General features: G+C 43.2%; 11 protein-coding genes. 8 read left to right on the forward strand and 3 right to left on the reverse strand.

Features of this window, described 5'->3' with window-relative positions; genetic code table 11:
- Positions 1–856 (forward strand): Imm49 family immunity protein (locus MHO82_RS14190; RefSeq protein WP_239184614.1); only part of this gene is annotated, 856 nt, incomplete at its 5' end.
- Positions 857–909: 53 nt separating this feature from the next.
- On the opposite strand, the gene MHO82_RS14195 is transcribed toward MHO82_RS14190, so the two are convergent.
- Positions 910–2,475, reverse strand: a complete 1,566-nt coding sequence (locus tag MHO82_RS14195; protein WP_239184615.1) for a methyl-accepting chemotaxis protein — start codon at positions 2,473–2,475, stop codon at positions 910–912.
- 575 nt (positions 2,476–3,050) lie between these two features.
- Here MHO82_RS14195 and MHO82_RS14200 point away from each other — a divergent pair.
- The gene (locus tag MHO82_RS14200) at positions 3,051–5,366 is read left to right on the forward strand and encodes a cytochrome-c peroxidase (protein ID WP_239184616.1); all 2,316 of its coding nucleotides are present in this window, start codon (positions 3,051–3,053) and stop codon (positions 5,364–5,366) included.
- 78 nt (positions 5,367–5,444) lie between these two features.
- Here the strand turns inward: MHO82_RS14200 and MHO82_RS14205 are convergent, their stop codons facing one another.
- Entirely contained in the window at positions 5,445–5,984 is a 540-nt protein-coding gene (locus MHO82_RS14205) for a hypothetical protein (RefSeq protein WP_239184617.1), read from the reverse strand.
- A 318-nt stretch (positions 5,985–6,302) separates the two neighbouring features.
- Here MHO82_RS14205 and MHO82_RS14210 point away from each other — a divergent pair, with 318 nt between their 5' ends.
- Positions 6,303–7,568 (forward strand): immunity 49 family protein, encoded by a 1,266-nt coding sequence (locus tag MHO82_RS14210; protein ID WP_239184618.1) that lies wholly within the window; start codon positions 6,303–6,305, stop codon positions 7,566–7,568.
- Between the two features lie 136 nt (positions 7,569–7,704).
- Here MHO82_RS14210 and cra read toward each other — a convergent pair whose 3' ends face one another.
- Positions 7,705–8,688: a catabolite repressor/activator gene (cra, locus tag MHO82_RS14215; RefSeq protein ID WP_239184619.1), complete on the reverse strand. Its 984-nt coding sequence runs from the start codon at positions 8,686–8,688 to the stop codon at positions 7,705–7,707.
- A gap of 300 nt (positions 8,689–8,988) precedes the next feature.
- Between cra and fruB the strand changes: the two genes are divergently transcribed.
- The 5 genes from fruB to MHO82_RS14240 all read left to right on the forward strand — a co-directional run bounded on the left by fruB (position 8,989) and on the right by MHO82_RS14240 (position 16,559).
- A complete protein-coding gene (gene fruB / locus MHO82_RS14220) occupies positions 8,989–10,104 on the forward strand; it encodes a fused PTS fructose transporter subunit IIA/HPr protein (RefSeq protein WP_239184620.1) in 1,116 nt (371 codons plus the stop codon).
- A gap of 5 nt (positions 10,105–10,109) precedes the next feature.
- Positions 10,110–11,102: a 1-phosphofructokinase gene (pfkB, locus tag MHO82_RS14225; RefSeq protein WP_239184722.1), complete on the forward strand. Its 993-nt coding sequence runs from the start codon at positions 10,110–10,112 to the stop codon at positions 11,100–11,102.
- A 21-nt stretch (positions 11,103–11,123) separates the two neighbouring features.
- Positions 11,124–12,848: a PTS fructose transporter subunit IIBC gene (gene fruA / locus MHO82_RS14230; protein ID WP_239184621.1), complete on the forward strand. Its 1,725-nt coding sequence runs from the start codon at positions 11,124–11,126 to the stop codon at positions 12,846–12,848.
- A 322-nt stretch (positions 12,849–13,170) separates the two neighbouring features.
- A complete protein-coding gene (locus MHO82_RS14235; protein ID WP_239184622.1) occupies positions 13,171–14,418 on the forward strand; it encodes an HlyD family efflux transporter periplasmic adaptor subunit in 1,248 nt (415 codons plus the stop codon).
- 53 nt (positions 14,419–14,471) lie between these two features.
- The gene (locus tag MHO82_RS14240; RefSeq protein WP_239184623.1) at positions 14,472–16,559 is read left to right on the forward strand and encodes a peptidase domain-containing ABC transporter; all 2,088 of its coding nucleotides are present in this window, start codon (positions 14,472–14,474) and stop codon (positions 16,557–16,559) included.
- Positions 16,560–16,632 lie beyond the last annotated feature (73 nt).

The following is a 16,632-nucleotide window of genomic DNA, read 5'->3' on the forward strand; positions in this document are numbered from 1 at the left end:
GTCTTTGAAGAGTTATAATCATTGGGTAGAATCTATCTTCTATCAGTTTTCAGAGCGACATCAACGTTATTTGTTAGCACGTTGTGGCGAGTATTGGAAATCTAAAGCCGAACTTTCTCTTAATGCATTTAACAATCAGCCCCTGGCTATTCAGTTTTTTGGGGAAAAGCTCAACTTTAGCGCTGAACAATTAGAGTTTGATTCTAGAGTTAATTTTTCTGCTTGGAGCCTTGGCCTAGTAGTTTCTATTCTTGATCAAAATAAAAGAGCCTTGGACACTTTATTGCAATGGCCTAAGGGAGAATATAAAAATAAATCTTATGATTCGGGGTGCCGTGAATACATGAAGACATTTCATTGTTTGCTTCGAGCGTATTTTGAAAATGAGCAAGATCGAAATATCAGGGAGCAGTTAGCCAATGAAGCAAAACGTTGGCTTAAACCAGGTGAGATTACAAGAGCTGTTGGCCCAGATGCAGAAAAGTTTTATTTAACTCAGTATGCCGGCCCTGTATTGCTTATTTGTAATCTTTGGGGGTTAGATTCTCTGTCGTTAGATGAGCGGGTGAAATACGCCATTGAGCAAGATTATTTGTACTTTTCTGAGTATTTACCCACTAATGCAGGGCGGGAAACTGGGGATAAGTCCCTAGATTTGTGTGCTCCTGGAAGCTATTTAACCTTATTACCGCTAGGTTTGCTGGCTTTACATTATCAAAGAACAGGGGAAACACCGAGCTTTGATTCTCCTTATATACCGCTAAGGTTAATTCAAAGCGAAGGCCCCACACGAGAAGAAGTGTTGGCTAACCCACCACCGTTTACGTTAGAAGCGATCATGGGCACTCGGACGTAAAAGGGGTAGAAAAAAGCCCCTAACTACGGGGCTTTTTAGTATAAAGAGTCATGTTAGTGGCTAATTTTAAAAGAGCCTACATGGCGGTCTAAAGTTTGAGCAAGCTCGGCCAGATTTTGGCTGGTGCCTTCTAGCTCTTGGCTGGCACTTAAGCCCACTTTTGCCGAGCTGTCCACGGCATCCATATTGAGGTTAATTTCATTGGCAACACTAGACTGTTGCTCGGTCGCCGTCGCCACTTGTGTGTTCATATCCAGTATTGCTGTTACTTGTGCTGAAATGAGTTCAAGGGCCTGCTGGGCTTTTTCTGTGGCTTCAGAGCCTTCTACCGTTAAAGATTTACTGCTGTCCATGGCATCAACTGCATTTTTTGCTTCATGCTGTAGCTGATCAATCATGGTTTGGATCTCATTGGTGGACTGAGCTGTCTTCGTGGCCAAGTTTCTTACCTCATCGGCAACCACAGCAAAACCTCGGCCTGCCTCACCAGCACGCGCTGCTTCGATGGCGGCATTCAGTGCCAACAGATTGGTTTGCTCTGAAATTCCTCGAATCACTTCAAGAATAGAGCCGATGGATTGAGTTCTGCCTGCAAGAGATGTGATCACGTCAGACATCTCATTCATTTGTGTGGCCAGATCCACAATCGTACTGGATGCTTCTTGCAGGGTTTGTTGGCCCTTTTGAGTTTCAAGGTTGGCATTTTCGGCAGATTCTGCCGCGCTGGCCGCATTTTGTGAAATTTCCCCAATGGTTGAAATCATTTCATTCATTGAGGTAACCACCAATAAAGATTGCTCACTTTGCTCGTGGCCTCGCGATAAGGCTTGCTGAGATTGGCTACGAAGCTCAGTCGCAGAATGGCCAAGATCCACACCAGTATTGACGACCTGAGTAATAATCTCATTGATTTTGCCAACAAAGGTATTAAAAGCCGTTGAAATATGCGCGATTTCATCGTTGCCTTTTACGGGTAGTCTAATAGTTAAATCACCATCCCCTTTAGAGATATTTTCTAGCGCGTGCTGCAACCCAGATAGTGGGCTCAGTAGCTTGCCCAGCAGCCATAGAAGAACACAACCACAAATAAAGAAGATGCCTAAAATCACAACAAGCTGAGCCATCACGATCCCTTCTGCGGCGTCATCAACTTCAGTAATTGGAATACCGATATCGAAAGTGCCGTACAGCTCACCATTAACATAAATTGGGGATAAAATATCGTATACCCATACTTCTTGCACATCCGCATACCACTTAGAGTGTTGTGGTATGCCTTTTGTTGCGCCATCGACGGTATAACTATCGTCATAGACTTTATTTAGCTTTTGGCTGTCACTGTGGGCGACAGCTTGAACATTTTTATCAATGACAATGGCGTAGCTAATATCAGAACGGTTTTTTAGGGATTGAACCAAGGCTTGTAAGTCGTCTAATGGTTGCGAAGAGGTACTCAAGATGTATTCTACGTTTTTAGCTAATAGCTCACCCTGTGCTTGAGATTTTTTCAAAATGATTTTGTCGATTTCTTGATGAGAGATGTAAGAAGTCGAGGAAATACTGGCTATTGCAGCAATGGCAAACATGATGCAGACAACAATTAATATTATTTTTTTCATATACGAGTACCCTTGTTACATTTGCAGCAATAAAGTCAAAATAGATGAAGCGCAACGAGTACTACCAAGGCTGAGCGATAAATAACCACGAGTTAAATTAGGCTTCCTTGGTAATCTAAACGTTGGTTTCAGCTTGGATAATACACACCATCTTTGCATATCACTCATGGACATAGTGGAAATATTGATCTTGCTCAAGGTAATAAATTTATCAGGTGGAATACATGCTTGTGATGATAGAGTGACTTTTGAGATTAGGTTGCGCCCTTCAATGGCTTGTTCATAGCCCTTTCGGTGAATCTTTTTCTACCCAGTATGATGGTAACAAACCGATTATTACATGTCAGTATTCTTCACTGCCTCGATTGCCTATTCGGGGAGATATGCTGTTTTGTCTGTTGGTGATAACAACTGATAAAATAAAAAATAACCATATTAATGTTCTTATCATGACGATATTTTAGGTTAAAAAGCCATTACTTGCCGTGTTTATAAATCTTTTCGTTATTGAAATTAATAAATAGAATTGGTAAATTCGCCGCCCAATTAATAATAATTATCATAAGCATTCTAAAATGAGTCAGTCTATATCCCTTAAAAATTCCCTGTTAGTCACGAGTATTTTATTTGGCATTAGCGGGTGTCATGATTCTGAAAGCCAAACATCAAATCATGCTTCGCCTCCCACAACCTCACAACCGTTTCAGCTGAGTGCTCAAGTGGATCATGATTTAGCTGGTGGCAGTACTTTCCTTATCCGTCAACCAAGCACTAATATTGAGATCTCCGGCGTTACTGATAATAACAAGCACTTCACGGCTAATGTGCCTGCTGGCGTGCGATTAAAAGAACCGTTGCAGATAAGTATTGCCCTTGGACAAGATACTTATAAATACTTAACGGCGAACGTTGAAACGCTTAATCAAATCGCCACTAAATCGGCATTGAGTCAGCGTGCACTGTCGACTCTAGATAATACGTCAGTATCTGTGGCTAATACGATCACTTTAACGACGACAGCCGAATTTGCCCTTTCTGATGTCAGTAAAGATGGGTGGCTGTCTCAAGAAGAGATTGTGGGCGGGCAAACACAAAGCGCACAAGGTGATTACGAAGATAAGAAAAAAGACTTAATGATTGCCGCACAGGTGAGCAGTGACGATACCAGTAAACTGTTTTATGCCTCCAGCTATGAATTGATGGTGAACTTGGCAACCGATGCCCAAGAAAAAAGCGCTTTTTTTGCTCTGAATAGTGAAGCCGTCCAAGCCGCCAAGCAAACTTTATTTAATATCGAGCCTGTTGCTAATAATGAAATTGCTTCTTTTTTAAGGTTGGATCAATCGGGCTGGCCATTGCAAGATCAAACCGCTCAAATAGATACGCTGGCTTGGTCTTGCGTCGATGATATTCGCCGTGTCGCCTCAAAAGATTACGGAACACGATTGTGGACGGCAGCTGGCACTGAGCTGGTTACGGCTGAAGGTATTCAAGAAACCATTGATGAGATGAACTCAAGTGCTCAATGTAATAACACTCAATGGCGTCTTCCAAAGGCTGAGGAGCTTGCGGGTCTATTTAAAGATGGTCAGCTTGCCTTTCCCAATTCTTTCCCACAATTAGTAGGTAAAGCGCTGTTTTGGGCCGCGAATGCTGATAATGTTCCAACGCTAGTATCACTTGATGACCAAGGTAACCTTGTGCCAGCTGAAACAGAAAAAACGTCTGGTATGTTATCGCTCTACAGTTTTACCCCTGTCGACGTGTGGACAAATATCCCCGCTTTCGATACCCCTGTCGATGTACCCAGCTTGCGTGATATTTATGCTCAGCCTTCGGATGCTTGGCCCGCACCAACGGTTGCAGAAGGAGTCGAATGGCAGGAGTTAGGGTTAAAGCCTTCAGTACCATTTCCTGTCGATAACCCTTATTCAATATCGAAAGTGGAATTGGGTAAAGTACTGTTCTTTGATAAGCGTTTATCTAAGGATGATACGGTGTCATGTGGTAGTTGCCACGATCCAGAAAAAGGCTGGGCTGACGGTGTTCGTAACGGGATCGGGATCGGTGGCGAAGTGGGTAAGCGAAACACGCCGACCATTATTAATACCGCGTATTACGAGACCTTATTTTTAGATGGCCGTGTTCAATCGTTGGAAGAGCAATCCTTACACCCCATTGCTAATCCTATTGAAATGGGGCTGCCATTGAACGAGCTATTACAGAAACTGGATGGTATTGCTGAATATCGACCGTTATTTCATGCTGCCTTTGGTGATGAAACGATCACGCTAGACAGAATTGCCAAAGCTCTCGCCACATTTGAAAGAACGATCATTAGTAACGACAGTGCTTTTGATAAATTCTTAGCTGGCGATACCAATGCCATGACAGATCAACAGCTCCATGGTTTGCATTTGTTCCGAACGAAAGCGAAATGCATGAATTGCCACAGTGGCCCAATGATGACCAACGATAAGTTTGAGAATATCGGTTTAGTCTATTATGGACACTTTTTGGAAGATCGTGGCCGTTACAATGTAACCTATGAGCCTGAAGACATGGGCAAGTTTCGTGTCTCTATGTTGCGTGACATTAAAGCGACCGATCCCACGACACACGTAGGCTTATTTCCACTGTCGATGAAAATAGGCGATCGAGTTTTTGGTTTATTAGCCATGTATAACAATGGCATGACCCGCAATCGTCCTGGAAACTTTCCGCAGTATGCTGCTAAGTACGATCACAACTTCCCTGAGGTTTCTCCGCTTATTGAACGTTTGGGGATGACATCAGAAGAGCTTCTGGCATTGGATGCTTTTATGTCGGCCATTACGGCAGAAATACGTCAGGATAGTGCATCCGCTGAAGAAATGGGCTTAATTCAGTAACATAGCTTTTAATATCAAGCCAAAGCGATACTGACTTTGGCTTGATAATTACCAACCTTGATTGGGTTCAGGATAGGTTTAGTGCGTGTGCGACGTTTTTACATAACCGTCACCACGGCTAGATGTGCTGTTATTGACCACGGCCCAGTGGTATTTACCCGTGTTTGGGCGCTCTGAAATAGAAAACGATGGGCCCGAAACAATATTTCCGCTGCCATCTAACAAGTACAGTCTTAGGCTAGCGTTAGATAAATTGGTCAAACTACCAGTAACGTACTTATTGGCACAGGTTTGATCAAAAGAGTAAACCACCGTAGCTTTTCCTGGACGAAGGTTAGTGAATCGGTGCTCGTCTCTCATTGTAATACGGCACTTAAAGTTAATTTGACTCATGCTTTCAGAAAAGTCGTACATTGCACTCTCTTGTTTAAGTTGCTCAGACTCATTTTTAGAAAGATCAATGGACACAGAACTATTAAATGTTTGTGGCTCTGTTGGTGCTAATAACTCGACACTATTACCATCAATCACAATATGTGATGGTAACGCTGAAGCAAATGCTGTTGATGAGCTTAGTAGTAATGCAGGCAAAAGTAAGTGTTTTAGTTTAAGTGACATTATTATAAATCCTTAATTATTTTATAGGGTTATGAGCGGCGTTATTAGTAATTCTTTTGATTTTTCACTTCAACAGCAAAGCTAAAATTTGTGTTTAACTGCAATGCAATTGTGTAATTTATAAAAGTGTCTTTCTTTATTTGTTGGCTGAATGTCATGAATGCAGTATTGTGGCGAGCGAAATTTGAGTGATGACGATTCGGCTCAAATCAAGGTCAATTTTTGAGTAAGTGATCAGGCAAAAGCTGGATGATAGTGGTCGTCCAAAAGATGTAACGGTTACAAAGTACGATGTGAATAAACCAGGCGAGAAAAAACATGAAAACACTAGATCATCACATTCATTCATTAACCAACGGTCTTTTTGAGCGGATGGAAGAAAAATATTTACGATCAGAAAGATTGTCGCAGATCGAATATGAACGTTTTTGTGAAGACCCTAATGATTTATTGCAATCCAAGTTTTTGCTGGAAAAGTTTGTGTTTGGCACATTTACGCTGCGGCCTCACGAAGAGTTGATCCGCAGCTTATACGATTTACTGCAAATCAACATGATTGATTACGCAAGGTACGCCAAAAAAGATCAATATGTTGAGATTAAGTACCGAGATCAAACAGCAATAGAGCCACCATTTGTAGAATATCGACCAATTTCTTTTACTGAGTGGTTAATGGCATTTAGCACCAGCTTGATTTTACGTGATCCGTTTGGTCAAGCTGAGCTTCTGCTGCAATTGGAAGAAACGGATATTCGCACGTTTGATGGCTCAGATAACACTGGCGGCAGTAATGACATCCGCAGAGTGATGTTTCGTTTTATCAAAGCTTTTTTTATTGATGACGACGATGTCCCTATTTCTCAGCGTATTCAAGATGTTGTAACCTACTCTGCGCCAGAATTTGTAGGGGAGCGCTTTGCACAGGATTATGTTAATTATTTAGAATTACCTCTTGCCGAATTGTTAGTATCGATTCATCAGCAAGACCGTGAAGAAAAGTACCCACAAAAGCTGCTTCAGGCATTAGAAAAGCATAAAGCCTACTATACAAAAGTGACAAACAATGGGGTTGCGACACCGTCTTTAGTTTCGTTATTCATTACTGGCTTGGCATGCCACGCTTATGATTCACGGGGATTAGAGCCGACCATTGAAACAGAATACATGCCGCTGTGGTTGGTGAAAGGTGAGTTTCCAAGTTATGACGACGCATTTCCAGAATTCAAGAATCTGCCAGCACCTGAAGCGAAAAACTTCATGTTCACCGCCGTATGCGAAGAACTAGAAGACTGGGGAGAGGTGGTCGAAGCGTGCATTAAGTGGGGTAAAGAAGAGATTAACTTACCGCCAATGTGCAAAGTGATTGCCCGAAGCGTCGAATCTGAGGTTGTTACGAAAAGGCTGCAAGGTGAAACTTTTGTGGATGTATACGGTAATGAGCCACCAGAGCTGCGTTTTTATTCAATGGAGCCAAGCGACATTCGTGAGCCTGAAGTGTGGTTACAAGAGATGAAGCAAAAATGGCAAGACCATATTTTATCTTTGATACCTAAGGCAAAAGTCGATGCCTATTTTGTAGATTAACAGCTCAACAAAATGATCAAATAAAAGCGTTAAATAAAGCAATAAACGTGATAACTGAGTTTATTGCTTTATTTTGATTTTCCACAAGATTTCCCGTTACTGTCCGTAAAGCGTTCTTAGCAGGTGGTCGTTTCCATTACCGCCGTTTTAGCTTCCTTGGTACAACTTCAACACCGCTTCTGTAGCGACCTGCTGCTGCATTTAAGGCTAACTCTAAAGCATTATCAGCAATCAATTCAAACTGTTGAGGAAGCGATTGAATCTTGATGGGCAGAAAATCCAATAAGCGGTGATCACCAAAGGTGGCCAAATGAGTTTTTGCCATTACATCCGGGTTAGCAAGCAAACAATCGAGCACGCCTTCAAACAAAGTGTAAGACGTCGCCAAAATAGCCTCTGGGCACTGGTTTGTATCAATCCAATGTTGGACTTGTTGTTGCCCTTGTTCTTGGCTGAAGTGATCGCCATAGATGATTTGCGTGCTGACATGATTGCTATGTTGGCGAACGGCGGTGTTAAACCCTTGTTCACGTTCTTTCGACACGCCTAGCTCTGGTACGGCTCCAATTAAACCAATACTGGTCACGGTTTTATCCAATAAGGTGTTGGTGAGCTCGTATGCGCCGTCGAGATCTTCGCTGATCACACTGGCAAAAGTTTCGTCATCTAAGGCACGGTCGAGGGCAATCACAGGCACCCCATTTTTTTGAATGTCTTTGTAAAAGCGGTGATCAGCAGGAAGAGCACTGGCCACCAGTAACGCATCAATCCGTCGGCTGAGTAAGGTCTCTGCCACTTTCATTTCGGTGTCTGGCTCGTCATCAGAGCAGGAAATGATCAGCTGATAGCCTGCTTTTCTGGCATTGCGCTCCAATAGTTTTGCTAACTTGGCGTAACTGCTGTTTTCAAGATCGGGAATGATCAAACCAAAAGATTTGCTGCTGCCTGCGCGTAGAGAGCTGGCGGCGTGATCCGGGCGAAAGTTATGTTCTTCAACCACTGCCATCACCTTCGCTTGGGTTTTGGCGCTAATACGGTACTTATTGGCCTTACCGTTAATAACATAACTGGCGGTTGTCCGGGATACACCAGACAGCTTTGCGATTTCTTCTAATGTCATGATGAGTTCTTAAGTTATTGATCAAATATTGCTCGAAATAATAATTGTGCGCTTGATCATATATTCGGCAAGGATCTTGTTTGGAATAATTGCAATATTAGCTGAAACCATTCAGCATGTCAGCTAAATGGTTTCAGCAAGGGATAAAAATGTTAAGTCACTTTGTTGAAACTTTTATATTAATTTTTTGCTGAAACGATTCAGCTTGCATCTTCAGCAAAAAGACGTGTAGAGAAGGTACTGGCATTGCTGGCTTCTTTAAAACAATTAAAACAGACAGTGAACTGTCACGGGGGACGAATGTTGTCATTGGATAAGAGCGATATTCAGTTACATCAGAGTGCAGATAATAAAGATGCTGCCATTCGCGATTTGGCTGATGGGCTACATAGAAAAGGTTTTGTCGAAGTGGGCTACGTAGAGGGTATGTTGGCTCGTGAACGGCAAAATTCAACGTACTTGGGAAGTGGGATTGCCATTCCTCATGGTACGACTGCAACCCGAGGGTTGGTGAAAAGCACAGGTGTGGTTGTGCATCATTTTCCACAAGGGGTGGATTGGGGGAACGGCAATACCATCTACTTAGCCATTGGCATTGCGGCTAAATCTGACGAACACTTAGGTATTTTAAAACAGTTAACCAAAGTCTTATCTGCGGATGGGATGGAAGAGAAAATAAAGCAATGCACAACGGCAGACAGTATCGCTTCACTGTTAAATGGGGATGCCCAATCTGAAGCCACCTTCAATGCCGATTTGGTGCTGAGCCAGTTTCCTGCCACCGATGTATTGCAATTAACCGCCGCTGCTGCTGGATTGCTAAAAAACCAAGGGCTGGTAGACAACCGTTTTGTGGCTGATGTTATCGGAACGGGTCTAACGTATTTAGGTCAAGGGCTATGGCTGGCAAGAAGTGATAAAAGCGTTTCTCAGACGGCGTTTTCTTTTGTGACATCTCAAGATGAGTTAACGGAAGAGGGGCTACCACTAAAAGGGATTTTAATGTTGGCCTGCTGTAATGATGCCCATATTGCAAGCCTCGTGCATCTTGTTCAGCTGATGTATAAAAACCAGTTGGATAAGTTGTTTTCAGCCGATAAAGAGCGGGTCGTGTCTTTATTAACTCAAGAATCCTTAGATGGCGCGAGTGCTGTTTTTACCATTACGAACCCACATGGCTTGCACGCTAGGCCGGGCGCGATGTTAGTCAGCGTTGCAAAAAAATTCAACGCTGCGATTCAGGTGGTGAATCTTAATGGCGAAAGTAAACCTGCAAATGCAAAAAGCCTGATGAAAGTGATTGCTCTTGGGGTGAAATGTCGTCATCAGCTGCAGTTTACCGCGCAAGGTGAAGATGCCGAATTAGCGTTAGAGTCCATTGGCCAAGCCATTGCAGACGGGCTAGGAGAAGGGTAATGAGCATGGAAAATCAAGCATCAGTGAAAGCACCTAAAGTAGTGACCGTGACGTTAAACCCTGCTCTGGATCTGACGGGCAGCTTAGATTCTTTTTCAGCGGGAATGGTGAATTTGGTCGACAAGGGCAGCCTACACCCAGCAGGCAAAGGGGTTAATGTGGCGAAGGTTTTGGCCGATCTGGGGGCCCAAGTGACCGTAACCGGGTTATTGGGGGCTGACAATCAAGAGCCGTTTTGCCAGTTGTTTGAACGAATTAACGCCCAAGATTGTTTTGTTCGTGTAAAAGGGGCCAGCAGGATTAACGTCAAGTTGGTGGAAAATACTGGGCGTGTTAGTGACATTAATTTCCCGGGAGTGGCTGTTTCTCAAGAAGACATTACCCGCTTTGAAATCACCTTGTTTGAATTGGCCAAAAGCCATGATGTGTTTGTTATCGCGGGTAGCTTGCCAATCGGTATCAGCCCTGAGCTATGCGCACAATGGATCGAGCAGCTACAAGCCAAAGGTAAGCGAGTGCTGTTTGATAGCAGTAAAGCAGCGTTGGCCGCCGGCTTGGCAGTATCCCCTTGGTTAGTTAAGCCCAATGACGAAGAGCTGGCGGAATGGGCTGGTCAAGAATTGACGGCAGAGGCAGAAATTATCGCCAGTGCAGAAAGTTTGGCGCAACAAGGCATTACGAATGTGGTGGTGTCTTTAGGGGCAAAAGGGGTGATGTGGCTCAATCAAGAAGGTTGGCTGAGATCGCAACCACCAAAGATGAACATCGTAAGCACTGTTGGTGCCGGCGATACGCTGGTGGCGGGGATGTGCTGGGGCCATGTTAATCAGTGGAGCAAAAAAGAGATCCTGCGTTTTTCTACTGCGTTATCAGCGCTTGCGGTTGCTCAGGTCGGGGTGGGAGTTGAAGACATTAACGATGTAATGAAGATGGCGAACAAGATTGAAGTTAGCGCAATAGAAGCGACAAGCACTCCTCCTCATTACGTAACCTGTTAATCAGATCGGAAGGTATAGATTATGAAAATTGCAATTGTAACAGCGTGTCCGAGTGGTATTGCCAACAGCATTATTGCGGCAGGTTTATTAGAAAAAGCGTGTGCTGATCTGAACTGGCAGGCGGGTGTAGAATGCCATTCTTCTATCTCGACAATAACAACTCTGACAGCAGATCAAATTGAGGCCGCCGAGTGCATTATTTTAGCCACGAGTGCAGCGGTGGATATGTCTCGCTTTGTGGGGAAAAAAGTCTATCAATCAGAAGTAAATGACTGCTTCTCTGACCCTCAACTCTATTTACAAAATGCCGTTACTCAAGCGGCAGAGTTAGAAGAGAGCGCTGATGCTCATTCATTAAATGAAACCAAATCTCAAAATATTGTGGCTATCACCGCGTGTCCGACAGGCGTTGCACACACTTTTATGGCAGCAGAAGCGCTGGAAGAAGAGGGAAAGCGTTTAGGGCACACCATTAAAGTGGAAACTCGTGGCTCGGTAGGGGCGAAAAATCAGCTGACCGAGCAAGAAATTGCCGATGCTGATTTGGTGATCATTGCAGCCGATATTGAAGTGGATTTAGCGCGATTTAATGGCAAAAAGCTGTATAAAACCAGCACAGGGTTAGCACTTAAGAAAACGGCCTCTGAATTTGAAAATGCCTTTGCATCAGCGGTTGTTCATAAACATGAAGCTGGCAGCGCATCTAGCGAAACCAAAGCTGAAAAAGCAGGGGCGTACAAACATTTAATGACTGGTGTGTCTCACATGCTGCCTTTGGTTGTGGCTGGGGGATTGTCGATTGCGTTGTCATTCGTGTTTGGGATTGAAGCCTTTAAAGAAGAAGGAACGTTAGCCGCTGCGTTAATGACCATTGGCGGCGGTTCTGCATTTGCGTTAATGGTGCCGATACTGGCTGGCTTTATCGCCTTTTCGATTGCTGATCGTCCCGGACTTGCCCCTGGTTTGATTGGTGGCATGATCGCAAGCTCCACAGGGGCTGGTTTTCTAGGCGGCATCGTCGCGGGCTTTCTTGCTGGTTACAGTGCGAAGTTCTTTGCTGATAAAGTGCAACTTCCTCAATCAATGGAGGCATTAAAACCCATCTTAATTATTCCGTTACTGGCCAGCTTAGTGACAGGCTTGGCGATGATTTATGTCGTGGGCAGCCCAGTTGCCGCCGCCATGACTGGGTTGACAGAATTTCTAAATAACATGGGCTCAACCAATGCGGTATTGCTTGGTATTACCCTTGGTTGCATGATGTGTTTTGATCTTGGTGGGCCAGTAAACAAAGCGGCTTATACCTTTGGTGTGGGCTTGTTAGCATCGCAAACATACGCACCAATGGCTGCCATCATGGCCGCAGGTATGGTGCCTGCACTTGGGATGGGGCTAGCCACTTTCTTAGCAAAACGTAAATTTAACACCAGTGAGTCTGAAGCGGGCAAAGCGTCGTTCGTATTGGGGCTGTGTTTTATCTCGGAAGGTGCGATTCCGTTTGCGGCCCGAGATCCAATGCGTGTGATCCCATGCTGTATGGCTGGTGGCGCGTTAACAGGCGCAATGTCTATGCTGATCGGCGCAAAATTAATGGCTCCTCATGGTGGTTTGTTTGTGCTTCTTATTCCAAATGCCATTACGCCGGCCTTAATGTACTTGGTTGCCATTGCTGCTGGTACATTAGTGACAGGGATCAGTTACTCTTTGATTAAAAAATCGGATCAAGAGCAGTTTGCTACGGCATAAAAACATGCAGTGCTAAATAGTCGAAATGCCTCGGAGAAATCTGGGGCATTTTTGTTGGTTTTTATTTGTGCTACGAGAAGACTTACTTTCTTCTTTTTCTGGGAACGAAAACGCAAAAAAATATATAAATGATATAGCTCTGATTATTGGTTTTTGGCGGTTTTTTTATCTGTAGATTTATTTTTATGTGAAATTAAAGCCTATTATGATGAATGTGATTTATAAATTATTCTGAGCTGTCTTATTTGTTGCTGTTTTGATAATTACTTTGTTTGTTGGAAGAATATTTGTAATGAATATGTTTTCAAGGAACTGATGGGTTTTGTCAATTTTTCGCAAGGAAGCGGTCGAGAATCAGTACAACAAGCTTTGGGGAGAAGTGACGCTTTCGCAGCCCTTAAGTTATAAGGTATTTTCTGGATTACTTATTTTCATTGTTATCAGCTGCTTTATTTTCATCTTAAATGCCGATTATCAAAAAAAGCAGAAAGTGAAGGGGTATCTATTACCCAGCAAAGGCGTGATTAAAACCTATGCGCCTGGCAGTGCTTATGTGTCTGAGGTTTTTATTAAAGAAGGGCAATTCATAGAAGAAGATACTCCCATGTTTAAATTAGAGTATAAACATGGCACTGCTTCAGGCACAGATTTAAACGATCTGTTGTCTGAAGAAATAGGTAATCAGCTTTCTATTATTCAAGTTCAAAAAAGTCGCACGGCTTCGGTGTATGAAAATCGAGAACAAGAGCTGAACGAAAAAATCCATTCTAAAAACATTCAAATTGGCCTTACCACACTTCAGATCACTCAGGCGGAAGCAAGAAAAAAGCTCGCACAAAATCGATTGCAAGATTATGAAAAAATGAGACAAAAAGGCTTTCTTTCCAGTAATGATGAAGACAGCCAATATGATTTATTACTGACTTTAAAGCAGGAAATTGTCACGTTAGAGACTCGGTTAGCACTACTGGAACAAGAAGAACGTAATTTAACCTTGGCGTTAGATCGATTGCCTTTTGAAAAAGAAAAAGAAATGCAAGAGCTGCTGCTTCTGGAGTCGAGTAAAAAAAATCGCCTGACGGAGCTGGCAGGAAAAAGTGAAATTTTACTCCGAAGTTCTAAGTCTGGCCGAGTGACAGGGCTAGGGATCAAAGAAGGTCAGCTGCTTAAACCTCAGCAGTATATGGCCAGTATTTTGCCGAAAGGAGCGATCTTGTATGCCGAGCTAATGGTGCCAACCCGGGCGTTTGGTTTTATTACCAAAGGGCAGGCGACAAAAATTAAGCTCGATGCATTTCCATTTCAAAAGTTTGGAATGATGGATGCCGAAGTATATGAAATGACGGAAAACATTGTGCTACCCGGTGAGGTCGTGTTGCCAGTTGAGCACGCTGAGCCTATGTATCGTGTTAAAGCCAAGCTTGATAAACAAACCGTGCAAGCTTATGGCAAAGAGATGTCTTTACAAGCTGGGATGCTTCTTGAAGCCGACATCATTGTCGAAAAGCGTTCATTGGCTGAGTGGTTGTTGGATCCGCTATTTAGTTTGAAAGGGGTGCTTGCTATTTAGATGTTTCTTATAGATATCAGATAAGCCGTTTTATGAAAGGGAAATAATAAATATTGAATACGATACTTCAATCTGAAGCCGCAGAATGTGGTTTATCTTGTTTAGCGATGGTCGCAGATAAACATGGCTATAAATCGGATTTAAATACACTTAGGCAAAAGTACTCGCAAACGCTCAAAGGGGTTAATTTACAGCATTTAATGAATATTGCTGATGAGTTGAACCTAAGCAGCCGAGCACTGAAATTGTCTTTAGATCAACTTCATCATTTAAAGCTGCCTTGTATTCTGCATTGGGATATGAACCACTTTGTTGTTCTAAAATCGGTGTCTCGTAACTCGATCACCATTGTGGATCCGGCGATAGGTAAGCGTAAGTTAAGCTTAGAAAAAGTGAGCAAACACTTTACTGGTATTGCGTTAGAGTTAACCCCAACCAAAGAGTTTAAAAAGCAAGATACCAGAGTGAAAATGAAGCTGTCCCAGTTTATTCATTCTGTAAGCGGCCTTAAGCCTGTGCTTTTTCAGCTTTTTGCGTTGTCTTGCATGTTGCAGATCTTCGCTTTAGCCAGCCCGTATTATATGCAGCTGGCGGTGGATGAGGTGATTGTGAGTTACGATCACAATCTGCTTTCCATGCTGGCATTAGGGTTTGGTTTACTGGTGTTGTTTAACATTGCCACGACGGCTTTGCGTGGCTTTGTGGTTATCCACTTAGGAGCGAGCCTGAATCAGCAGCTCGCTTTTAATTTATTTCAGCACCTTATGCGTTTGCCGTTAGATTATTTTGCTAAGCGGCATATGGGGGACGTGGTTTCACGGTTTGGATCGTTAGAGCAAATCAAACAAATGCTCACCACTTCGATGGTTGAAGCGTTTATTGATGGTGTTATGGCCATCATGACATTGGTGATGATTTATTTATACAGTCCGCAGCTGGCTTGGATAGTTTCATCTGCCATGTTGCTTTATCTAATGCTTCGTTTGTTATGGTATCGCCCGTTGCGGGAGATCTCTGAAGAAGCCATTATTGCGGAAGCAAGAGAAAGCACTAACTTCATGGAAAATGTTCGTGCCATGCAAACCATCAAGTTATTTGGTATTGAAGCGAAACGACAGGCTCTATGGCAAAACCACTACACAGAAGCGCTGAACTTAAGCGTAAGAGTGGAGCGTTTGAATGTGGCGTATGGGGTGAGCAAAAACTTTCTGTTTGGCATCGAAAACGTGTTAGTGATTTATTTCGGGACTCAGTTGATCATGTCACCTAGTGGAACAGAGCTGTTCACTGTTGGTATGTTTATGGCTTTTATGGCTTATAAAACCCAGCTTATTCAACGCTTTTCTTCCTTAGTGGATAAACTCATTGAATTTAAAATGCTGGGCTTACATTTAGAACGCTTAGCTGATTTAGCACAAACAGAGCCAGAGGAACATTTACATTCGGATCAGTCTCATACTTTAACGGGTCACTTAAAAATCAATACTATTTCCTTTCAGCACTCTTCTGGTGAGCCCTATTTATTTCAAGATCTCAGTGCGGAGTTCAAACCGGGTGAGTGTGTGGCCATTGTGGGGGCTTCTGGTGGCGGGAAAACCACACTCATGAAAGTCATGCTTGGTCTTTATCAGCCTAATACTGGTGTCATTGAAGTGGACAATAAAAGTCTTCATCAGTTAGGCCACCTTCAATATCGACGTCAAATAGCCACAGTCATGCAATCTGATGAGCTACTGTCTGGATCCATTGCTGAAAATATCAGTCAGTTTGATCCTAATTTAGACATAGATCGCGTGGTGGAGTGCGCCAAGATGGCCGCCATCGATCAAGATATTATGAACATGACAATGCAATACAACTCTTTAGTTGGCGATTTAGGTTCTAGTTTGTCGGGCGGTCAAAAGCAGCGGATCCTGCTAGCGCGCGCCTTATATCGAAAACCGAAAATATTGTTCCTAGATGAAGCCACTTCTCATTTGGATACCGATTCTGAAACGTATGTTAATCAGTCTCTTGCCAAATTAAATATCACGCGGATTTTGATTGCCCACCGCAAGGAAACCATAAAAATGGCTGACAGAGTGTTGGAGCTAAAAGAGGGGCAGCTTGTGGATGTCACTGGTGATCCAAAATACCAGTAAGTCGGAAAAGAAAAATAGTGGCTGGTGCATTGTTTGTAAGGTACTGGCCTTTGTGATCAAGCCATGGATGATG

The organism is Vibrio sp. Of7-15 (genome assembly GCF_022347565.1).
Taxonomy (GTDB): Bacteria; Pseudomonadota; Gammaproteobacteria; order Enterobacterales; family Vibrionaceae; genus NORP241.